At 71.7% G+C, this 20,839-nt stretch carries 21 protein-coding genes; 15 read left to right on the top strand and 6 right to left on the bottom strand.

Annotated features, from left to right (window positions below):
- Positions 1-62 precede the first annotated feature (62 nt).
- The gene (locus M8J74_RS02190; protein ID WP_249834769.1) at positions 63-1,388 is read right to left on the bottom strand and encodes a DUF2252 domain-containing protein; all 1,326 of its coding nucleotides are present in this window, start codon (positions 1,386-1,388) and stop codon (positions 63-65) included.
- Between the two features lie 205 nt (positions 1,389-1,593).
- On the opposite strand from M8J74_RS02190, the gene dnaE reads away from it, so the two are divergent.
- Positions 1,594-5,133, top strand: a complete 3,540-nt coding sequence (dnaE, locus tag M8J74_RS02185; protein ID WP_249834768.1) for a DNA polymerase III subunit alpha — start codon at positions 1,594-1,596, stop codon at positions 5,131-5,133.
- A gap of 87 nt (positions 5,134-5,220) precedes the next feature.
- Here the strand turns inward: dnaE and M8J74_RS02180 are convergent, their stop codons facing one another.
- Entirely contained in the window at positions 5,221-5,385 is a 165-nt protein-coding gene (locus M8J74_RS02180) for a hypothetical protein (RefSeq protein ID WP_203237744.1), read from the bottom strand.
- A 236-nt stretch (positions 5,386-5,621) separates the two neighbouring features.
- Here M8J74_RS02180 and M8J74_RS02175 point away from each other — a divergent pair, with 236 nt between their 5' ends.
- From M8J74_RS02175 to M8J74_RS02160, 4 genes are all read left to right on the top strand, one after another.
- Entirely contained in the window at positions 5,622-6,833 is a 1,212-nt protein-coding gene (locus M8J74_RS02175; RefSeq protein WP_249834767.1) for an NYN domain-containing protein, read from the top strand.
- A gap of 124 nt (positions 6,834-6,957) precedes the next feature.
- Positions 6,958-7,929, top strand: a complete 972-nt coding sequence (locus M8J74_RS02170; protein ID WP_058928472.1) for an ABC transporter ATP-binding protein — start codon at positions 6,958-6,960, stop codon at positions 7,927-7,929.
- A gap of 88 nt (positions 7,930-8,017) precedes the next feature.
- A complete protein-coding gene (locus M8J74_RS02165; RefSeq protein ID WP_058925865.1) occupies positions 8,018-8,842 on the top strand; it encodes an ABC transporter permease in 825 nt (274 codons plus the stop codon).
- Between the two features lie 34 nt (positions 8,843-8,876).
- The gene (locus M8J74_RS02160; protein WP_249834766.1) at positions 8,877-9,569 is read left to right on the top strand and encodes an AAA family ATPase; all 693 of its coding nucleotides are present in this window, start codon (positions 8,877-8,879) and stop codon (positions 9,567-9,569) included.
- Positions 9,570-9,818: 249 nt separating this feature from the next.
- Here M8J74_RS02160 and ybaK read toward each other — a convergent pair whose 3' ends face one another.
- The 4 genes from ybaK to M8J74_RS02140 all read right to left on the bottom strand — a co-directional run bounded on the left by ybaK (position 9,819) and on the right by M8J74_RS02140 (position 13,871).
- Positions 9,819-10,316: a Cys-tRNA(Pro) deacylase gene (gene ybaK, locus M8J74_RS02155; RefSeq protein WP_249834765.1), complete on the bottom strand. Its 498-nt coding sequence runs from the start codon at positions 10,314-10,316 to the stop codon at positions 9,819-9,821.
- Between the two features lie 19 nt (positions 10,317-10,335).
- Positions 10,336-11,076 carry an LON peptidase substrate-binding domain-containing protein gene (locus M8J74_RS02150; protein ID WP_058925868.1) on the bottom strand — a complete coding sequence of 247 codons (741 nt, stop codon included), beginning with the start codon at positions 11,074-11,076 and terminating at the stop codon, positions 10,336-10,338.
- 11 nt (positions 11,077-11,087) lie between these two features.
- On the bottom strand, positions 11,088-12,161 hold the full coding sequence (locus tag M8J74_RS02145; RefSeq protein WP_249834764.1) for a hypothetical protein: 1,074 nt from the start codon (positions 12,159-12,161) through the stop codon (positions 11,088-11,090).
- A 129-nt stretch (positions 12,162-12,290) separates the two neighbouring features.
- A complete protein-coding gene (locus M8J74_RS02140; RefSeq protein ID WP_249834763.1) occupies positions 12,291-13,871 on the bottom strand; it encodes an oxidoreductase in 1,581 nt (526 codons plus the stop codon).
- A 157-nt stretch (positions 13,872-14,028) separates the two neighbouring features.
- Between M8J74_RS02140 and hisD the strand changes: the two genes are divergently transcribed.
- The 10 genes from hisD to M8J74_RS02090 form a co-directional block, all read left to right on the top strand.
- Positions 14,029-15,354, top strand: a complete 1,326-nt coding sequence (gene hisD, locus M8J74_RS02135) for a histidinol dehydrogenase (protein ID WP_249834762.1) — start codon at positions 14,029-14,031, stop codon at positions 15,352-15,354.
- The gene (locus tag M8J74_RS02130) at positions 15,351-16,457 is read left to right on the top strand and encodes a histidinol-phosphate transaminase (RefSeq protein WP_249834761.1); all 1,107 of its coding nucleotides are present in this window, start codon (positions 15,351-15,353) and stop codon (positions 16,455-16,457) included. Before hisD ends, M8J74_RS02130 begins: the two co-directional genes overlap by 4 nt.
- Positions 16,454-17,047 (top strand): imidazoleglycerol-phosphate dehydratase HisB, encoded by a 594-nt coding sequence (gene hisB, locus M8J74_RS02125; protein WP_030932889.1) that lies wholly within the window; start codon positions 16,454-16,456, stop codon positions 17,045-17,047. Before M8J74_RS02130 ends, hisB begins: the two co-directional genes overlap by 4 nt.
- Positions 17,044-17,208, top strand: coding sequence for a CG2302 family histidine operon protein (locus tag M8J74_RS02120; protein WP_058925873.1), 165 nt, complete (start codon positions 17,044-17,046; stop codon positions 17,206-17,208). Before hisB ends, M8J74_RS02120 begins: the two co-directional genes overlap by 4 nt.
- The gene (gene hisH, locus M8J74_RS02115) at positions 17,205-17,846 is read left to right on the top strand and encodes an imidazole glycerol phosphate synthase subunit HisH (protein WP_249834760.1); all 642 of its coding nucleotides are present in this window, start codon (positions 17,205-17,207) and stop codon (positions 17,844-17,846) included. Before M8J74_RS02120 ends, hisH begins: the two co-directional genes overlap by 4 nt.
- A complete protein-coding gene (gene priA, locus M8J74_RS02110) occupies positions 17,843-18,568 on the top strand; it encodes a bifunctional 1-(5-phosphoribosyl)-5-((5-phosphoribosylamino)methylideneamino)imidazole-4-carboxamide isomerase/phosphoribosylanthranilate isomerase PriA (protein WP_249834759.1) in 726 nt (241 codons plus the stop codon). Before hisH ends, priA begins: the two co-directional genes overlap by 4 nt.
- Complete coding sequence (locus tag M8J74_RS02105; protein ID WP_249834758.1) at positions 18,565-18,966, top strand: RidA family protein; 402 nt, start codon at positions 18,565-18,567, stop codon at positions 18,964-18,966. Before priA ends, M8J74_RS02105 begins: the two co-directional genes overlap by 4 nt.
- Positions 18,963-19,718: an imidazole glycerol phosphate synthase subunit HisF gene (gene hisF, locus M8J74_RS02100; RefSeq protein WP_249834757.1), complete on the top strand. Its 756-nt coding sequence runs from the start codon at positions 18,963-18,965 to the stop codon at positions 19,716-19,718. Before M8J74_RS02105 ends, hisF begins: the two co-directional genes overlap by 4 nt.
- Positions 19,719-19,840: 122 nt before the next feature.
- Positions 19,841-20,431 (top strand): ArsR/SmtB family transcription factor, encoded by a 591-nt coding sequence (locus tag M8J74_RS02095; RefSeq protein ID WP_249834756.1) that lies wholly within the window; start codon positions 19,841-19,843, stop codon positions 20,429-20,431.
- 13 nt (positions 20,432-20,444) lie between these two features.
- On the top strand, positions 20,445-20,839 hold a 395-nt coding region (locus M8J74_RS02090; RefSeq protein ID WP_249834755.1), incomplete at its 3' end, for an MFS transporter.

The following is a 20,839-nucleotide window of genomic DNA, read 5'->3' as shown; positions in this document are numbered from 1 at the left end:
GGAGAGTGTTTCACGTGCCGCGGTAAGGGACCCCTAAAGGTTCCCTGTGAGCGGCCGGTCGGTTACAGACCCGGAATCCGTCCGTTGCGGAACAGGTCGACGAAGATCTGGTGGTCCGCACGCGCGCGTGCGCCGTACTCGTGCGCGAAGTCGACCAGGAGGTCGGCGAAGCCCGCCTCGTCGGCGGCGATCGCCGCGTCGATGGCCCGCTCCGTGGAGAACGGCACCAGGGACTCGCCGGAGGTGTCGTCGGCCGCCGCGTGCATCGTGGCGGTCGCCCGGCCCAGGTCGGCGACGACGGCCGCGATCTCCTCCGGGTCGTCGATGTCGCCCCAGTACAGGTCGACCGCGTACGGCGAGACCTCGGCGACCAGCTGCCCCGCGCCGTCCAGCTCGGTCCAGCCCAGCCACGGGTCGGCGTGCGCCTGCAGGGCGCGCTGCGAGATCACCGTGCGGTGGCCCTCGTGCATGAAGTAGTCCCGGATCGCCGGGTCGGTGATGTGCCGGGAGACGGCCGGGGTCTGGGCCTGCTTGATGTAGATCACCACGTCGTTCTCCAGGGCGTCGCTGTGCCCCTCGAGAAGGATGTTGTACGACGGCAGTCCGGCCGAGCCGATGCCGATGCCCCGGCGCCCGACCACGTCCTTGACGCGGTAGGAGTCCGGGCGGGCCAGCGAGGAGTCCGGCAGCGTCTCCAGGTAGCCGTCGAAGGCCGCGAGGACCTTGTAGCGGGTGGCCGCGTCCAGCTCGATGGAGCCGCCGCCCGGGGCGAAGCGGCGCTCGAAGTCGCGGATCTCCGTCATGGAGTCCAGCAGCTCGAAGCGGGTCAGCGAGCGGGCGGCGCGCAGGGCGCCCAGCAGCGGCCCCTCGGCGGTGTCCAGCGTGAAGGGCGGCACCTCGTCCCGCTTGGCGCCGGTCGCCAGCGCGTGGACGCGCTCGCGGTACGCGCCCGCGTACACCCTCACCAGCTCGGTGATCTGGTCGTCGCTGAGGGCCTTGGCGTACCCGATCAGCGCCACGGAGGCGGAGAAGCGCTTCAGGTCCCAGGTGAAGGGCCCGACGTAGGCCTCGTCGAAGTCGTTGACGTTGAAGACCAGGCGGCCGTTGGAGTCCATGTACGTGCCGAAGTTCTCCGCGTGCAGATCGCCGTGGATCCACACCCGCGAGGTGCGCTCGTCCAGGTACGGGCCGCCCCGCTTCTCGGCGTCGAGGTCGTGGTAGAAGAGGCACGCCGTGCCGCGGTAGAACGCGAACGCGGACGCCGCCATCTTGCGGAACTTCACGCGGAACGCGGCCGGGTCGGCGGCCAGGAGCTGGCCGAAGGCGGTGTCGAAGACGGCGAGGATCTCGTCGCCGCGCTGCTCGTCGTTGAGCTGGGGTACCGACATCGCGAGGTGCCTCCTGGTGCATGGATGTGTACGACAGCGTTTCTGTCGTCTCCAACGGTCGAGGGCGCGCGGAAGTGCCCGCGGCCCCCGCTGTGAAGGTACGCGGGGGAGCCCCGCGAGTGTCAGTGCCGAGGCATAGACTTCGACGCTGACCCCGGAACTGTCCCCGCGCCCGTCACCGAGTGTTTTCCATGGAGGCCACACCGTGTCAAAGCCGCCGTTCACGCACCTGCACGTCCACACCCAGTACTCGCTGCTGGACGGTGCCGCGCGGCTCAAGGACATGTTCAACGCCTGCAACGAGATGGGCATGACGCACATCGCCATGTCCGACCACGGAAACCTCCACGGGGCGTACGACTTCTTCCACTCCGCGAAGAGTGCCGGGGTCACCCCGATCATCGGCATCGAGGCGTACGTCGCCCCGGAGTCCCGGCGCAACAAGCGCAAGATCCAGTGGGGCCAGCCGCACCAGAAGCGGGACGACGTGTCCGGTTCCGGTGGTTACACCCACAAGACCATGTGGGCCGTGAACGCGACGGGGCTGCACAACCTCTTCCGCCTCTCCTCGGACGCCTACGCCGAGGGCTGGCTGCAGAAGTGGCCCCGCATGGACAAGGAGACCATCTCGCAGTGGTCCGAGGGGATCGTCGCCTCCACCGGCTGCCCCTCCGGCGAGGTGCAGACCCGCCTCAGGCTCGGCCAGTTCGACGAGGCCCTCAAGGCGGCCGCCGACTACCAGGACATCTTCGGCAAGGAGCGCTACTTCCTGGAGCTGATGGACCACGGCATCGACATCGAGCACCGGGTCCGTGACGGTCTGCTGGAGATCGGCAAGAAGCTCGGCATCCCCCCGCTGGTCACCAACGACTCGCACTACACGTACGCGCACGAGGCGACCGCCCACGACGCCCTGCTGTGCATCCAGACCGGCAAGAACCTCTCCGACCCCGACCGCTTCAAGTTCGACGGCACCGGCTACTACCTGAAGTCCACGGACGAGATGTACGCCATCGACTCCTCGGACGCCTGGCAGGAGGGCTGCCGCAACACCCTCCTGATCGCCGAGATGGTCGACACCGCCGGCATGTTCGAGAAGCGCGACCTCATGCCCAAGTTCGACATCCCCGAGGGCTACACCGAGGTCACCTGGTTCAAGGAGGAGGTCCGCCGCGGCATGGAGCGCCGCTTCCCCGGCGGCATCCCCGAGGACCGCCAGAAGCAGGCCGACTACGAGATGGACGTCATCATCTCGATGGGCTTCCCCGGCTACTTCCTCGTCGTCGCCGACTTCATCATGTGGGCCAAGAACAACGGCATCGCGGTCGGCCCCGGCCGAGGCTCCGCGGCCGGCTCGATCGTCGCCTACGCCATGGGCATCACCGACCTCGACCCCATCCCGCACGGCCTGATCTTCGAGCGCTTCCTCAACCCCGAGCGCATCTCCATGCCCGACGTCGACATCGACTTCGACGAGCGTCGGCGCGTCGAGGTCATCAGGTACGTGACCGAGAAGTACGGCGCCGACAAGGTCGCCATGATCGGCACCTACGGCAAGATCAAGGCCAAGAACGCGATCAAGGACTCCGCGCGCGTGCTGGGCTACCCGTACGCGATGGGCGACCGTATCACCAAGGCGATGCCCGCCGACGTCCTCGGCAAGGGCATCGACCTCAACGGCATCACCGACCCCTCGCACCCCCGCTACTCGGAGGCGGGCGAGGTCCGGGCGATGTACGAGAACGAACCGGACGTGAAGAAGGTCATCGACACCGCCAAGGGCGTCGAGGGCCTGGTCCGGCAGATGGGCGTGCACGCCGCCGGCGTGATCATGTCCAGCGAGACCATCACCGAGCACGTGCCCGTCTGGGTCAGGCACACCGACGGCGTGACCATCACGCAGTGGGACTACCCGAGCTGCGAGTCGCTCGGCCTGCTGAAGATGGACTTCCTCGGCCTGCGCAACCTGACGATCATGGACGACGCCGTGAAGATGGTGAAGTCCAACAAGGGGATCGACATCGATCTCCTCAGTCTCCCGCTGGACGACCCCACGACCTTCGAACTGCTCCAGCGCGGCGACACCCTGGGCGTCTTCCAGTTCGACGGCGGCCCCATGCGCTCGCTGCTGCGCCTGATGAAGCCGGACAACTTCGAAGACATCTCCGCCGTCTCCGCGCTCTACCGTCCCGGCCCGATGGGCATGGACTCGCACACCAACTACGCCCTGCGCAAGAACAAGCTCCAGGAGATCACCCCGATCCACCCCGAGCTGGAGGAGCCGCTCAGGGAGGTCCTGGACGTCACCTACGGCCTGATCGTGTACCAGGAGCAGGTGCAGAAGGCCGCCCAGATCATCGCCGGCTACTCGCTCGGCGAGGCCGACATCCTCCGCCGCGTCATGGGCAAGAAGAAGCCCGACGAACTGGCGAAGAACTTCACCATCTTCCAGGCCGGCGCCCAGAAGAACGGCTACAGCGACGAGGCCATCCAGGCCCTGTGGGACGTGCTGGTGCCCTTCGCCGGCTACGCCTTCAACAAGGCCCACTCGGCCGCGTACGGCCTGGTGTCGTACTGGACCGCCTACCTGAAGGCCAACCACCCCGCCGAGTACATGGCCGCCCTGCTGACCTCCGTCAAGGACGACAAGGACAAGTCGGCGATCTACCTCAACGAGTGCCGCCGCATGGGCATCAGGGTGCTCCCGCCGAACGTCAACGAGTCGGTGCACAACTTCGCCGCGCAGGGCGACGACGTGATCCTCTTCGGCCTGGAGGCCGTCCGCAACGTCGGCACGAACGTCGTCGAATCGATCATCAAGGCCCGCAAGGCCAAGGGGAAGTACGCCTCCTTCCCCGACTACCTCGACAAGGTCGACGCCACCGCCTGCAACAAGCGCACCACCGAGTCGCTGATCAAGGCCGGCGCCTTCGACACCCTCGGCCACACCCGCAAGGGGCTCACGGCCCAGTACGAGCCGATGATCGACAACGTGGTCGCGGTCAAGCGCAAGGAGGCCGAGGGCCAGTTCGACCTCTTCGGCGGGATGGGCGAGGAGGAGACCAGCGAGCCCGGCTTCGGCCTCGACGTGCAGTTCACCGACGAGGAGTGGGACAAGACCTATCTGCTCGCCCAGGAGCGGGAGATGCTCGGTCTGTACGTCTCCGACCACCCGCTCTTCGGCCTGGAGCACGTGCTGTCCGACAAGGCCGACGCGGGCATCGCCCAGCTCACCGGCGGCGAGCACGCGGACGGCGCGGTCGTCACCATCGGCGGGATCATCTCCGGCCTGCAGCGCAAGATGACCAAGCAGGGCAACGCCTGGGCGATCGCCACCGTCGAGGACCTCGCCGGCTCCATCGAGTGCATGTTCTTCCCCGCGACCTACCAGCTGGTGTCGACCCAACTCGTCGAGGACGCCGTGGTGTTCGTCAAGGGCCGCCTCGACAAGCGCGAGGACGTGCCCCGGCTCGTCGCGATGGAGCTCCAGGTCCCCGACCTGTCCAACGCGGGCACCAACGCGCCCGTGATCCTCACCATCCCGGCCACCCGCGTCACCCCGCCGATGGTCAGCCGCCTCGGCGAGATCCTCACCCACCACAAGGGCGAGAGCGAGGTCCGCATCAAGCTCCAGGGCCCGACGAAGACGACCGTGCTGCGGCTGGACCGGCACCGGGTCAAGCCCGACCCGGCGCTCTTCGGCGACCTGAAGGTGCTGCTCGGCCCGTCCTGCCTGGCCGGCTGAGCACGGCATGGACGCGCAAGGGGCGCACCCCGTACGGAGTGCGCCCCTCGACGTGTGCCTGGGTCTCAACAACCCTTTATGCAGATGTCAGTTGTGACCGAAGCTCTTCTGCCGCCCCTTGCGGGCCATATGGCCCGGGGTGACCTGCTGGACGTCCTGCTCGGCCGGCGACTCCATCGAGATCTGCTCGGCCGCCTGCTGACCACGCCCGGTCTGCGGCTGCTTACGGTTCTGCTTCTTGTTCTTGGCCATGGTGATCTGCCTCCTGTGGGGGATCTAGGGGCCAGGGCCGGGACCAGATTCACATAGGCTGACAACAAGCGCATGTCGGATAATTACCGTCTGTGACACGGCTTGTCGGGGAGCGAGGACGGGGACCGCACTCCGAAACGCCACGCCGAAGATCGAGTTCGGGCCGTTAACACCTGCGTAGTCGGGCAGACTCGAAGGAAGCCCGAAGCAAACCTCCCGGAAAGAGGGTGGATCGCGTGGACCGCTGCATCGTCCTGGTGGACGCCGGGTATCTGCTGGGGGCCGCCGCCAGTCTCCTCGCCGGGGAGCCCTCCCGCTCCCGCATCACCGTCGACCACACCGCCCTCGTCCAGGGCCTGCGCGAACGCGCCGAGTCCGACACCGAACGGCCCCTGCTGCGCATCTACTGGTTCGACGGCGCACCCGACCGGGTGCCCCAGCCCGAACACCGCCGGCTGCGGGTGATGCCCCGCGTCACCGTCCGGCTCGGCGCCCTGACCCGCAGCGACGGACGCTGGGCCCAGAAGGGCGTGGACGCGGCCATGCACGCCGAGCTCACCGAGCTGGCCCGCAACCGCGCCTGCTCCGACGTCGTCCTCGTCACCGGCGACGGCGATCTGCTGCCGGGCATGATGGCGGCCAAGGAGCACGGGGTCGCCGTACACCTGTGGGCGGTGCAGGCCGCCGACGGGGACTACAACCAGTCGGAGGACCTGGTCGCCGAGGCCGACGAGCGGCGGGTGCTCGACCGGACGTGGATCACCAAGGCCGTACGGGCCAAGGAGCTCGGCGGGATCTGCGCGCCGCCGCCCGTGCCCCGGCCCGAGATCGCCGCGATCCTCTCCGCACCGCTGCCCGACTCCGGGCTCACGGCCGCAGAGCGGCCCGCCGAGGAGCGCGAGCACGCATCGGCGGCCACCGTCACCGACAACGGCACGCAGGAGCGGGTGCCTGCGCCCAAGGGCGTGCCCACCCCCAAGGACCTCGCCGCCCTGCGGGCCCCCGGGGTCCAGCCGAGCCCGCAACCGGCCAACGCGACCCTGCGCTGGTCCTCCGACAAAGGGTGGGTCGACCGGCCGGTCGCCGAGCCCCCGGAGGCCGCCTCGATGCCGACGCTGGCCCAGCTGACCACGGCGGAGCAGCGGTGGGCCGACCGGGAGGAGGACATCACGACCGTCGGCGGGGACCCGTTCGAGGTCGGTCAGGTGTTCGCGCGGCGCTGGATCGAGCGGCTGGGGGACCACAGCCACCTGCAGAAGCTGTCGGGCATGTACCCGCGCATCCCGCACCGCATCGACGGCGAGCTGCTGCGCTACGCCGCCCGCTTCGGGCTGCTGGCCCACAAGGACGACCAGATCGACGAGCACGACCGTTACGCCATCCGGGCGGGGTTCTGGCGGGAGATCGACGTCCGCACGGCGGCCGAGCAGGCGCCCGCCGGCGAGTGAACCCGACAGCGGCGGCCCGGGCGGTGACGGGCGGCCCCAAGGGCGGGTAAAGGGCCCCGACCCCGTACCCTCGTCCTTTGTGAGTACGCGCGCGGCACAGGCACATCGGCACGGTGGCGATGTGGTGTGCGCGGTGCGCGGCCTGACCAAGACCTATCCGGCCGTCCGGGGACGCAGGGGCGTTCCGGGCGCGCCCGCGGTGCGGGCCACGGACGACGTGCGGCTGGACGTGCGCCGCGGTGAGATCTTCGGGCTCCTCGGCCCGAACGGGGCCGGCAAGTCCACCCTGGTGCGGCAGCTGACCGGGCTGATGCGGCCCGACGCCGGCAGCGTCGAGATCCTCGGCCACGACATCGTGCGGCATCCCGAGCGGGCCTCACGCATCCTCGCCTACCTCGGGCAGGAGTCGACCGCCCTCGATGAGCTGACGGTGTCCCTGGCCGCCGAGACGACCGGGCGGCTGCGCGGCCTGGAGGCCCGGCGGGCGCGGGCCGAGCGGGACGCCGTCCTGGAGGAGCTCGGGCTCACGTCCATCGCCGGGCGGGCCCTGAAGAAGCTGTCCGGCGGGCAGCGGCGGCTGGCGTGCTTCGCCGCGGCGCTGGTCGGCGAGCGGCCGCTGCTGGTGCTGGACGAGCCGACCACCGGGATGGACCCCGTCGCGCGGCGGGCCGTGTGGGCGGCCGTGGACCGGCGGCGGGCCGAGCGCGGGACGACCGTCCTGCTCGTCACCCACAACGTCATCGAGGCGGAGACGGTCCTGGACCGGGTCGCCGTGCTCGACCAGGGCCGGGTGATCGCCTGCGACACCCCCACCGGGCTGAAGGAACGGGTCGCCGACGAGGTCCGGGTCGAGCTGGTGTGGCGCGAGACGGCGCCGCTGCACGTCCCCGAGGTCGCCGCGCTGCGCGAGCGGGCCGTCGAGGCCGGGCGGCGCTGGACGCTGCGGCTCGCGCCCGAGGAGGCCCGCGCGGCCGTCGCCACCGTCACCGGCGGGGCCGCCTTCGCCGCCCTGGACGACTTCACGCTCGCGACGCCCAGCCTGGAGGACGTCTACCTGGCGCTGGGCGGCGCCGCGCGAGGGCTGGTGAAGGCGTGAGCGCGAGACCGGCCGTGTCCGTACAGGAACGAGAGAGCGCGTCCGTGCGGGACGGCGTGCGCGCCGCAGGGAAGGAGCGCAGCTCGTCGTGAGTGTCGTACCCGCCGGGATACTGCCCGGCGCCGTCGCCGACGAGGACGACGCCGCGCGCGGGGCCGCCGAGCTCGGACCGCGCGCACGGATGTGGCCGTCGCTCGCCGCCGTCTACCGGGCGCAGCTGTCGCGGGCCCGGGTCGCGCGGATCCCGCTGCTGTTCGTGGCGACCTTCCAGTCGGTCGGCATCCTGGTCATGATGCGCGGGGTCGTGGACTCGGGCGGCCATGACGCCCGGTTCGTTGTCGCCGGGTCCTCCGTGCTGGTCGTGGCCTACGTCGGGCTGAACCTGCTCGCCCAGTACTTCGGTCAGCTGCGGGGCAGCGGCGGGCTCGACCACTACGCGACGCTGCCGGTGCCGCCCGCGGCGGTGGTGCTGGGGGCGGCGGGGGCCTACGCCTCCTTCACCGTGCCCGGGACCGTGGTGACCGCCGTCTTCGGCGGGGTGCTGTTCGGGCTGCCGCTGTCGCACCTGTGGGTGCTGGCGGCGGTGATCCCGCTCGCGGGCGCCGCCCTGTCCGGGCTGGGAGCGGCCCTCGGGCTGCTCGCGCCCCGGCCCGAGCTGGCCACGCTGCTGGGGCAGCTGGGGATGTCGGCCGCGCTGCTGCTGGGGGTGCTGCCGGCCGACCGGATGCCCGAGGCCGTACGGTTCACGCGGGACCTGCTGCCGTCGACGTACGGCGTCGAGGCCTTCGCGCGGACCTTCGGGCCGCATCCCGACTGGGCGTTCGTGGCCGGTGACCTCGCCGTGTGCGCGGGTGTGGGCGTCGCCTCGCTGGCCGTGGCCACCTGGGCGTACCGCCGAGCGGCCGTCCGGTGACGCGCCGCACAGGCGGGCCTGGCACGATGTCAGGGTGACCGCACCGTTGACTCCCCCTCCGCCGCCGCATGAACAGTCCGCGCAGAACGCGTGGCAGCCCCCGGCCGCCGGGCACGCGGCCCCCGCGCCGCAGGACGCCGCCTGGCACGGTACGTACGGACAGGACGGGCCCGGAATGAAGACGGAAGTGCGCGAGGCCGCCGTCGTCACGGTGGCGGTGGCGCTCGGCGGTGTGCTGCTCGGACTGCTGTGGTGGTGGCTGGCGCCGCACGTGCCGCTGGTCGGCGACGTCGTCGACAAGAGCTGGGTGGTCTACCTCGCGGACAGCGAGGGGGAGCAGGCCATCGGGGTGGACGGAACGTTCACGCTGCTCGCGCTCGCCTTCGGCGTCGTCAGCGCCCTGGCGGTCTTCCTGTGGCGCCGGCGCGGCGGAGTTCCCCTGGTCGTGGCCCTGGGCGTCGGAGGGCTGCTCGCCTCCCTGCTGGCCTGGCGGATCGGCGTGTGGCTCGGCCCCCAGCAGGACGTCATCGCCCACGCCCGGCAGGTCGGCAAGGGAGTGACGTTCTCGGCGCCGCTCAAGCTGGGAGCGAAGGGCGCGCTGCTGACCTGGTCGCTGGTCGCGCTGATCGTGCACGTCGGCCTGACCGCGCTGTTCGGCCCCCGGGACCCGGAGCCGTACCAGCAGGGCCCCCTCCCGAAGGACCCGTACGGGGCCCCGCTGCCGTAGCAGGCGCCGGGACCCCGCTGCCGTGGAAGATCCCGGGACCCTGCTGCCGGGCAAGGCGCTGGGACTCTGTTGCCGGGCAAGAAGCCGGGACCCCGCAGCCGAAGCGGATGCCGGGTCCCGCTGCCGTAGGGACCTATGCCGGACGGTGGCCGTGGTTCGAGCGGCCCTTCTTCATGCGCCACTTGCGTTTGCGGGTTTTCTTCGACATGTCCCTTGTTCTTAACCGAGCGGGGGACGGTCGTCGAGGGGTCACGCACGCCCGACGGGGGCCACCACCGCTTCGGTGAGCTTCGCCAGGTCCTCGGGGGAGAGTTCGACCTCCAGGCCGCGGCGCCCCGCCGAGACGCAGATCGTCGCGTGGGCGGAGGCGGAGGAGTCCAGGACCGTGGGCAGCCTCTTGCGCTGGCCGAGCGGGGAGATGCCGCCGCGGACGTAGCCGGTGGTGCGCTCGGCGAGGGCCGGGTCCGCCATCGCCGCCCGTTTGCCGCCCACCGCGGCCGCCAGCGCCTTGAGGTCCAGGCTGCCCGCCACCGGGACCACCGCCACGGTCAGGGTCCCGTCGACGTCGGCCACCAGCGTCTTGAAGACCCGGTCGGGGGAGACGCCCATGGCCTCCGCGGCCTCCTCGCCGTAGGAGGGGTGGGCGGGGTCGTGCTCGTAGGCGTGGACCGTGAACGCCACGCCCGCGGCGGTCAGCGCCACCGTCGCGGGCGTGCCGCCCTGCTGCTTCTTCGACTTCTTCGCCATCCCGGCCCTCGCAGTGACGTCAGTTGAGGCTCGTGCGGCCGCGGGTCAGGTCCGCCGCCGGCAGTGACGGCAGGTTACGGATGATGGCCGTCTCGGAGCGAAGGAGTTTCAGTTCGTCGCGCAGCCGGGACGCGGTGTCCGGGGCCTGGAGGAGGCGCTGCTTGGTGGGGGTGTCCAGCATCATGGCCGCCGCGACCAGGTAGGAGACCACGGAGGGCTCGTCGGGGAGTTCCGCGCCGGTCGACAGGGAGCGTTCGCGCGCGCCCGCCAGCCGCTTCTGGTACTGGCGGAAGGCCCGCAGGACGCCCTCGGCGAGCGCGCCCGCCTCCTCGCCCGGCTCCTCGGTGAGCCCCTCCAGCTCGGCGGTGAGGAACGGGCCCGAGGTGTCCACCGACAGCAGCCGCACCCGGGTGGTGCCGGTGGCCAGCACCTCGAAGGTGCCGTCCTCCCGTTCCCGGATCGTCGCGGCGTCCGCCACGCAGCCCACGGCGTGGAAGGAGGCCGTCGGGTCGGCGCCGAAGCCGGCCGCCGGGCCGAGGTCGGGCACGGACGTGGGATCCGGCATGCCGGGGGCGCTCGGGGCCACCTCGTGGCCGTCGCGGATCGCCACGACGGCGAACCGGCGCGACTCCTCCTCGGGGGTCTTCAGCAGCTCACGCATCATGGCGCGATAGCGCTCCTCGAAGACGTTGAGCGGCAGTACCAGCCCGGGGAACAGCACCGAGTTCAGGGGGAAGAGGGGAAGACGGACGGTGGTCACGGCGCAAGAGCCTAATGGTCGCCGGAGCCGGCGCGTCCGCCGCGCTCACTTCGTGGATCGCGCGGCACCGGCACGGACCCCGCCGGGCACCGGCCGACGACGTCGGAACGCACCTTCAGGAACAGGGCCAGCGGGTCGTCCGACAGGTGGTCCCAGGGGAAGGACGTGGCGTACGGGCCGATGAGCCGCAGCTGACCGAGGGCGTCCGGCCAGCGCTCCAGGCCGACGAGGACGTACGTCAGCTTGTTGCGGATCTCGGCCGGCCACGGGGTGGCCGCCGGGAAGCGGGCCGAGAAGGCGATCGCCCGGTCGGCGGCCGCGTGCAGCCGCTCCCGCGGTACGGCCGTGCCGGCGCCGCCGGTGAGGCAGGCGAGGGCCGCCCGCGAGGGCAGCGCCTGGAGGAGCGATTCGGCGGGCGCGTCCTGCGCGGCCCGGTCGGCGAAGTCGAAGCACTCGGCGTACGAGCCCTGCCAGGAGGTGGCCAGATAGCGCAGGGCGGCCACGTGGCAGCCGTAGTGGTGCGGGGCGCGGCGCAGCGCCGCCTCCCACAGTTCGCCGAAGTACTTGTGACCGGCGCCGGCGCCGCGCGCGTGGTCCAGCGCGATCCGCCAGGGCACCGGGTCGTGGTCGGCGGCCCGCGCGGCGGCCGTGATCAGGGAGCTCACCTCGCGCAGCAGTTCGGCGCGGGCGGGGGAGTCCCAGGCCCGGTCCACCGCCAGCTGGGCCCGCAGCAGCAGCACGTCGGGGTCCCGCGGCGCGTCGGCGTACCACCGCTCCAGCCACTCGACCCGGGCCCGGGCGAAGGCCGACAGCCGTGCGGTGTACCGGTCGCGGTACTCCCACTCGGCACGCGCGCGGGTGCCCGCGAGCAGTGCGGCCGCCGGTGCGTACTCGCCGTGGGCCGCCGCCACGAGCGCCGGTCCGAGGCGGTCGTCGGGCGCGTCGAGCAGCACCTCGTCGTCGGCGGGCAGGCCGGGGCCGGCGGGCGGCCCGGAGCCGTCCGCGAGCGGCGCGGAGTGGGGGTGCGGCGCGGAGCGGGTGGTCCGGGCCGCGCGGTTGAACAGCGGTGCCATGGTGTCGACCATTGAAAGGCCGCAGGTCAGGCGTGCGCCAGACGGAGGGGACAAGTCATGGAAAGTTGTACGCCGGGCGGTCAAGAGCCGGTAAAAGTCGAATGTTGAACTAGTGGTCGAAGTGTGCGCGTCCTGTGATGATCAGTTGCGGCGCAGCATGCGCGTCGCCCCGGCCGCCACCGTCGTCGCCAGCACCCAGCCCAGGAGGACCATCACCGCGGCCAGCCACTGCCAGCCGCCGCTCAGCTGCCAGACGCCGACCTGGCCCAGGTCGATGACCGGCAGCAGCAGGTCCAGGGCGAACAGGGCCGGGTTCCACGGCGGATGCGCCGCCCCGGGCTGCAATGGCGGGTGGCTCGCGTGCGCGAAGGCCAGTGAGCCGGCCGCCCACAGCACCGCCATCCACACCGCGGCCCGCCCCGGCCGGTACCCGTAGGCCACCGTCCAGTCCTGCGCGTACCCCCACAGCTTCGCGGCGATCGGCAGGCTCTCGCGCCGCCGCCGCTGCTTGGCCAGCAGCACCTCGCGCGCGTCCTCGTCCTCGCCGCCGGCCCGCAAAACGGCGGCGAGGCGCTCGTACGGCTCCGGGTTGTACTCGGCGGTCGCCGCGGCCACCCACTCCAGCCGCTCCGCCAGCGGGAAGGGCCCGAGCGGTACCAGGTTCTCGTACTGGAAGCCGCCCATGTGCAGGTTGCCCGGGCCCGGCCAGGCGCTCGCCCGGTCGACCAGGTTGACCACCCGCGCGCCCGACAGGGCGACCTTGCCGCGCTGCGGCCGCTCGCCGAGGAAGCGCAGTTCCGGCGTCTGCACCCGGCGCAGCGACAGCTCCTGGTCGTCGGTGAGGACGAACCGCGCCCGCTCCAGGTCGACCGCGTCCCCGAACCGCCCGTCGTCCAGCCGCACCCCGCCCCGGCACTCGAACCGCTGGATCCGGGTCCCGCGCGCCGGAGTCGCCCCGCTCGGCGTGGACGCCCCGACACCCGCCGGGGTCAGGTACAGGGTGCGCCCGACGGTCAGCTGGGGCGCGTTCAGCGCGTGCCGGGTGCCGGAGCTGCTCAGCCGGGCGCCGCGCAGGCTGAGGCTGACGCCCACCTTGGCGCTGCGCAGGCTCAGCTCGCCCTCCGCCTCCAGCAGCTCGGCCTGCAGGTCCTGGCCGACCGTCATGCCGTCCGCGGCGATCGAGCGGCCGGCGCGGTCGGGGTGGACGATCGCCTGGTTGAGCATCAGGTCGGTGCCGATGTGGGCGTCGGTGAGCCGCACGCCGCCCGGGAACCGGCAGCGCGGCAGGTGCAGATCGCCCTCGGTGTGCACCCGGGCCGCCTCCAGGCGCGGCACCGAGCAGTCCACCAGCCGCACGGTGGTGAAGCGGGCCTCCGGCAGCAGCAGCTCCCGCTCGAAGCGGCAGCCGCGCATCTCCACGTACGGCACCACGATCCCGCCGGAGAGCTCCAGGGAGCCGCTGACCTGCACCCCGCGCAGCTTCAGCGCGGAGACGCGGCCCGCGAGGGCCGGCGGGCCGTCGAGCAGCAGCCAGGCCACGATGCGCGCCCGCACGGTCCGCTCGGGTCCCCAGGGATGGCGGCCGTGCGGATCGTCGACGGCCGCGTCCCCGCTGCTGAGGTCGTACGTGCTGCCGTTGCGGAAGGCCTGCCACATGCCGGCCTCGGCCGCGCTCAGGTCGTCCGGCAGGTCTCCGGCGTGGATGCCGGCCCCCTCGGTCACAACTCCTCCACTCCTGTGTTCGCACAACTGTTCATGCCCGGTGCGTCACACCCGAATCACCAGACGTGACGGCGATCTTCCGGGTTCCGGGGCGGTTCTGTATCAGCCATTGATACGCGCGGACGACGGCTGACCCGGGTCTGAGAGAATTGACCCCGTGATCTCCCGAATCGATCTGCGCGGCGACGCCCTTCCCGAGGGCCCCGCCCTGCGCGACCTGCTGCCCCGAGCCGACTTCGACGTCTCGGCCGCCCTGGAGAAGGTGCGTCCGATCTGCGAGGCCGTGCATCATCGGGGCGACGCGGCGCTGATCGACTTCGCCGAGAAGTTCGACGGCGTCCGGCTGGAGCAGGTGCGGGTGCCCGCCGAGGCCCTCGCCAAGGCCCTCGACGAACTCGACCCGGCGGTCCGCGCGGCCCTGGAGGAGTCCATCCGGCGCGCCCGTCTCGTCCACCGCGAGCAGCGCCGTACGACCCGCACGACCCAGGTCGTGCCGGGCGGCTCCGTGACCGAGAAGTGGGTGCCCGTCGAGCGCGTCGGCCTGTACGCGCCGGGCGGCCGGTCGGTCTACCCGTCCTCCGTGATCATGAACGCCGTCCCGGCCCAGGAGGCCGGCGTCGAGTCGATCGCCCTCGCCTCCCCGGCGCAGGCCGAGTTCGGGGGCCTGCCGCACCCGACGATCCTCGCCGCCTGCGCCCTGCTCGGCGTCGACGAGGTGTACGCCGCCGGCGGCGCCACGGCCGTCGCGATGTTCGCCCACGGCACCGAGTCCTGCCTGCCCGCCAACATGGTCACCGGCCCCGGCAACATCTGGGTCGCCGCCGCCAAGCGCTACTTCACCGGCAAGATCGGCATCGACGCCGAGGCCGGGCCGACCGAGATCGCGATCCTCGCCGACGACACGGCCGACCCGGTGCACGTCGCCTCCGACCTGATCAGCCAGGCCGAGCACGACCCGCTCGCCGCCGCCGTCCTCGTCACCGACTCCCTCGCCCTCGCGGACGCCGTCGAGAAGGAGCTCGAGCCGCAGGTCGCGGCCACCAGGCACGTCGAGGACCGGATCCGCCCGGCGCTCGCGGGCCGGCAGTCCGCGATCGTCCTCGTCGACGGCATCGACGAGGGCCTGCGGGTGGTCGACGCCTACGGCGCCGAGCACCTGGAGATCCAGACCGCCGACGCCGCCGCGGTGGCCGACCGGGTGAAGAACGCGGGCGCGATCTTCATCGGCCCCTGGGCCCCGGTCTCGCTCGGCGACTACGCGGCCGGCTCCAACCACGTGCTGCCGACCGGCGGGTGCGCCTGCCACTCCTCGGGCCTGTCCGTGCAGTCCTTCCTGCGCGGCATCCACATCGTCGACTACACCGAGGACGCGCTGGCCGAGGTCGCGCACCACGTGGTCACGCTGGCGGAGGCGGAGGACCTCCCGGCGCACGGCGCGGCGATCAAGGCCCGGTTCGGATGGAAGGTTCCCCAGAGCAAGTGACCGGCATCGACGACCTTCCCGTACGGGACGAGCTGCGCGGCAAGTCCCCTTACGGCGCGCCCCAGTTGGACGTCCCCGTACGGCTGAACACCAACGAGAACCCCTACCCGCTGCCCGAGCCGCTGGTCGAGCGCATCGCCGAGCGCGTCCGCGAGGCCGCCCGGAACCTCAACCGCTACCCGGACCGGGACGCGGTGGAGCTGCGCACGCGGCTCGCCGCCTACCTGACGGACACCTCCGGCCACGAGGTCGGCCTGGCCAACGTCTGGGCGGCCAACGGCTCCAACGAGGTCATCCAGCAGCTGCTGCAGACCTTCGGCGGACCGGGCCGCACGGCGATCGGCTTCGAGCCGTCGTACTCGATGCACGCGCTCATCGCGCGCGGCACCGGCACCGGCTGGATCTCCGGTCCCCGCAACGAGGACTTCACCATCGACCTCGCGGCGGCCGAGAAGGCCATCGCCGAGCACCGGCCGGACGTCGTCTTCGTGACCACCCCCAACAACCCGACCGGCAACGCGGTCCCGCCCGAGACGGTCCTCGCCCTGTACGAGGCCGCGCAGGCGGCCAAGCCGTCCATGGTGATCGTGGACGAGGCGTACATCGAGTTCAGCCACGGCCGCTCGCTGCTGCCGCTGATCGAGGGCCGGCCCAACCTGGTCGTCTCCCGGACGATGTCGAAGGCGTTCGGCGCGGCGGGCCTGCGCCTGGGCTACCTCGCCGCGCACCCGGCGGTCGTCGACGCCGTCCAGCTCGTCCGGCTGCCGTACCACCTCTCCTCGGTCACGCAGGCGACCGCGCTGGCCGCCCTGGAGCACACCGACACGCTGCTGAAGTACGTCGAGCAGCTCAAGGCGGAGCGGGACCGGCTGGTCGCCGAACTGCGCGCCGCCGGTTACGAGGTCGTGGAGTCCGACGCCAACTTCGTGCAGTTCGGGCGGTTCGAGGACTCCCACGCGGCCTGGCAGGAGATCCTCGACCGGGGTGTGCTGGTCCGCGACAACGGCATCCCGGGGTGGCTGCGGGTGTCCGCCGGCACCCCGGAGGAGAACGACGCGTTCCTCGACGCGGTCCGTGCAATGACGAAGGAGCAGAGTTCATGAGCCGCGTGGGACGCGTGGAGCGAGTCACCAAGGAGACGTCGGTGCTCGTCGAGATCGATCTCGACGGCAGCGGCAAGGTCGACGTGTCGACGGGCGTCGGCTTCTACGACCACATGCTCGACCAGCTCGGCCGGCACGGTCTGTTCGACCTCACCGTGAAGACCGAGGGCGATCTGCACATCGACTCCCACCACACCATCGAGGACACCGCCCTCGCACTCGGCGCCGCCTTCAAGCAGGCGCTCGGCGACAAGGTGGGCATCTACCGCTTCGGCAACTGCACGGTCCCGCTGGACGAGTCCCTCGCCCAGGTCACCGTCGACCTCTCCGGCCGCCCCTACCTCGTGCACACCGAGCCCGAGAACATGGCGCCGATGATCGGCGAGTACGACACCACGATGACCCGGCACATCCTGGAGTCCTTCGTGGCCCAGGCCCAGATCGCGCTGCACGTGCACGTGCCGTACGGCCGTAACGCGCACCACATCGTGGAGTGCCAGTTCAAGGCGCTGGCACGGGCGCTGCGCTACGCCTCCGAGCGCGACCCGCGTGCGGCGGGCATCCTCCCCTCCACGAAGGGCGCGCTGTGAACGGCCTGTCGACCCTCCTGATCGTCGTCGGCCTCTTTTTGGTCGGCGGCATCATCTCCTTCGTCAAGCAGGGAATGCCCAAGCAGCTCGTCGTGCTGCTGTCGATCGGCGCCGCGATGTGCCTGGTCGCGGGGATCATGAGGCTGGAGGTGTGGAATTGAGCGCCCCCAAGAAGGTCGTCGTCTTCGACTACGGCTTCGGCAACGTCCGTTCCGCCGAGCGCGCCCTCGCGCGCGCGGGCGCGGAGGTCGAGATAACGCGTGACTTCGACCGGGCCATGAACGCCGACGGCCTGCTGGTGCCCGGCGTCGGTGCCTTCGCCGCCTGCATGAAGGGCCTGAAGGAGGCCCGCGGCGACTGGATCATCGACCGGCGGCTGTCCGGCGGGCGCCCGGTGATGGGCATCTGCGTCGGCATGCAGATCCTCTTCGCGCGCGGCATCGAGCACGGCGTGGAGACCGAGGGCCTGGACGAGTGGCCCGGCACGGTCGAGCCGCTGCAGGCCGAGATCGTGCCCCACATGGGCTGGAACACCGTCGACACACCGGCCGGCTCCGAGCTGTTCGCCGGCCTGGACGCGGACGCCCGCTTCTACTTCGTGCACTCCTACGCCGTCCACGACTGGGCGCTGGAGACGCACAACCCGACCCTGCTCGCCCCCAAGGTGACCTGGGCGACGCACGGCAAGCCGTTCGTGGCCGCCGTCGAGAACGGCGCCCTGTGGGCCACGCAGTTCCACCCCGAGAAGTCCGGCGACGCCGGAGCCCAGCTCCTCACCAACTGGATCGGAACACTGTGAGCAAGCTCGAACTCCTCCCCGCGGTCGACGTGCGCGACGGCCAGGCCGTCCGTCTGGTGCACGGCGAGTCCGGCACGGAGACCTCGTACGGCTCCCCGCTGGAGGCCGCCCTCGCCTGGCAGCGGTCGGGTGCCGAGTGGCTGCACCTGGTCGACCTGGACGCCGCGTTCGGCACCGGCGACAACCGGGCGCTGATCGCCGAGGTGGCCGGGGCCATGGACATCAAGGTGGAGCTGTCCGGCGGCATCCGCGACGACGACACCCTCGCCGCCGCCCTCGCCACCGGCTGCACCCGGGTCAACCTCGGCACGGCCGCCCTGGAGACCCCGGAGTGGGTCGCCAAGGTCATCGCCGAGCACGGCGACAAGATCGCGGTCGGTCTGGACGTGCGCGGCACGACCCTGCGCGGCCGCGGCTGGACCCGCGACGGCGGCGACCTGTACGAGACGCTGGAGCGCCTCAACCGGGAGGGCTGCGCCCGGTACGTGGTGACGGACATCGCCAAGGACGGCACGCTGCAGGGCCCGAACCTGGAGCTGCTGCGCAACGTCTGCGCCGCGACGGACCGCCCGGTCGTGGCGTCCGGCGGCGTGTCCTCGCTCGACGACCTGCGCGCCATCGCCGAACTGGTACCCCTCGGTGTCGAGGGCTCCATCGTCGGGAAGGCCCTGTACGCGAAGGCGTTCACCCTGGAAGAGGCCCTGGAGGCTGTGTCGTCATGACCGATGCCGTACGGCGTGTGCAGAGCGGGACCCCCTGGGAAGAGACCTTCGGTTTCGCGCGCGCCGTGGCGGCGGGCGACCGCGTGCTGGTGGCGGGCACGACGTCCTTCAAGGGCGATGTGCTCTACGGGGAGGGCGACCCGTACGAGCAGGCCAAGGTGGCCTTCACCAGCGCGATCGAGGCGATCGGCGAGTTCGGGCTGGACGTCGGATCGGTGATCCGGACCCGGTTGTTCCTGACCCACGCGCGGGACGTGGACGCCGTCGGCCGCGCGCACAAGGAGTTCTTCGACGCGGTGCGGCCGGTGTCGACCCTGCTGGTCGTCGAGGGCTTCGTCGACCCGCGCATCCTGGTCGAAGTGGAACTAGAGGCATTCAGAGGAGCCGTGGATTCATGACCCTGGCGGTCCGAGTCATCCCCTGCCTGGACGTGGACAACGGCCGGGTCGTCAAGGGCGTCAACTTCCAGAACCTGCGCGACGCGGGCGACCCCGTCGAGATGGCCAAGGTGTACGACGCCGAGGGCGCCGACGAACTGACGTTCCTGGACATCACCGCGTCGTCCGGCAACCGCGAGACGACGTACGACGTGGTGCGCCGCACGGCCGAGCAGGTGTTCATCCCGCTGACCGTGGGCGGCGGTGTGCGCACCGCCGAGGACGTGGACAAGCTGCTGCGGGCCGGCGCCGACAAGGTGGGCGTCAACACGGCCGCGATCGCCCGTCCCGACCTCATCCGCGAGATCGCCGAGCGGTTCGGCCGGCAGGTGCTCGTGCTCTCCGTCGACGCGCGCCGCACGCCGGAGGGCACCTTCGAGGTCACCACCCATGGCGGCCGGCGCGGCACCGGCATCGACGCCGTCGAGTGGGCGCACCGGGCGGCCGAGCTGGGCGCCGGCGAGATCCTGCTGAACTCGATGGACGCGGACGGCACCAAGGACGGCTACGACCTGGAGATGATCTCGGCCGTCCGCAAGCACGTCACCGTGCCGCTGATCGCCTCGGGCGGCGCCGGCAGGCTGGCCGACTTCCCGCCGGCCGTCGCGGCGGGCGCGGACGCGGTGCTGGCCGCGTCGGTGTTCCACTTCGGGGACCTGCGGATCGGCGAGGTCAAGCAGACGCTGAAGGAGGCGGGGTACCCCGTGCGCTGAGGCGCCGCGGCCGCCGTGAGCCCCGGTCACCTGGTGACCGGGGCTCCTTCACGGGCGGATGCGAAAGAGAAGTTGCGCAAAATCTATTGTGCAATTTTCCTTTCCTTTCTAGCGTGGGGGGCATGGCAGACAGGGAGAGAGACCGCCGGATCCAGGACGTGGGCACCCTCAAGTCCCTCGCCCACCCCCTGCGGATGCAGCTGTACCGGTGCCTGACCATCGCCCGCGCGGCGACGGCCTCGCAGCTGGCCGAGCAGGTCGACGAGGCCGTCTCCCTGGTCAGCTACCACCTGCGCAAACTCGCCGAGCACGGCCTCGTCGAGGAGGCCGAGCCCCGCAGCGCGGACGGCCGGGAGCGCTGGTGGCAGCCCGCCTCCGACGGCGTCAGCGTCCGCGACGAGGACTTCCGCGACGCCCCCGAGAAGGCAGCCGCGCACACCGCGGCCAGCCGCCTCTTCTTCGAGCAGCGCGCCGACATGTACCGCCGCTTCCTCGACGAGCGCGCCCACTGGAGCGCCGCCTGGGCCAAGGCCCACGACTCCTCCGAGTGGCTGCTCAAGCTCACCCCGGAGGAACTGACCGCGCTGTCCAAGGAGATGCACGCCCTCGTCCGCAGGTACGAGGAGCGCGGCCGCGCCGCCGACGCGGCGGGCGACACCGAGGGCCGCGAGAACGTCGCGGTGCACACGTACGGCTTCCCCTTCCGCGTCTGAGAGGACGGACCGCGTGCCCACCACGCTCGCCCCCACGGCCGGCCCGCTCACCGGCCCGGCCCACCGCGACGCCAACGTCCTGCGCTGGCTCGGCGCGTACGTCTCGTCCGCGATCGGCGACAACGTCTACTACATCGCCCTGTCCTGGGCCGCCGTCCAGTCCGGCACCCCGGCCCAGGCCGGCCTGGTCACCGCGGCCGGAGCGCTGCCGCGCGCCCTGCTGATGCTCGGCGGAGGCGTGATCGCCGACCGCTACGGACCGCGCCCGACCGTCCTGGTCTGCACCGCGGCACGCACCGTCCTCGTACTGACCGCGGCGGCCCTGCTGCTCGCCGCGAGCCCCGGGCTGTGGCTGCTGGGCGCGGTCGCCGTGGTCTTCGGTCTCGTCGACGCCGTCTTCCTGCCGGC

The organism is Streptomyces panaciradicis (assembly GCF_023516615.1).
Lineage (GTDB): Bacteria > Actinomycetota > Actinomycetes > Streptomycetales > Streptomycetaceae > Streptomyces > Streptomyces panaciradicis.
The sequence above is the reverse complement of the archived record's forward strand: the minus strand, read 5'-3'. Positions and strand labels throughout refer to the sequence as shown.

Excerpts from the sequence above, each read along its gene's own strand:
- M8J74_RS02190 (WP_249834769.1), bottom strand. The coding sequence starts at position 1,388 with ATGTCGGTACCCCAGCTCAACGACGAGCAGCGCGGCGACGAGATCCTC.
- M8J74_RS02180 (WP_203237744.1), bottom strand. The coding sequence starts at position 5,385 with ATGGCCAAGAACAAGAAGCAGAACCGTAAGCAGCCGCAGACCGGGCGT.
- ybaK (WP_249834765.1), bottom strand. The coding sequence starts at position 10,316 with ATGGCGAAGAAGTCGAAGAAGCAGCAGGGCGGCACGCCCGCGACGGTG.
- M8J74_RS02145 (WP_249834764.1), bottom strand. The coding sequence starts at position 12,161 with ATGGTCGACACCATGGCACCGCTGTTCAACCGCGCGGCCCGGACCACC.
- hisB (WP_030932889.1), top strand. The coding sequence starts at position 16,454 with ATGAGCCGCGTGGGACGCGTGGAGCGAGTCACCAAGGAGACGTCGGTG.
- M8J74_RS02105 (WP_249834758.1), top strand. The coding sequence starts at position 18,565 with ATGACCGATGCCGTACGGCGTGTGCAGAGCGGGACCCCCTGGGAAGAG.
- hisF (WP_249834757.1), top strand. The coding sequence starts at position 18,963 with ATGACCCTGGCGGTCCGAGTCATCCCCTGCCTGGACGTGGACAACGGC.
- M8J74_RS02095 (WP_249834756.1), top strand. The coding sequence starts at position 19,841 with ATGGCAGACAGGGAGAGAGACCGCCGGATCCAGGACGTGGGCACCCTC.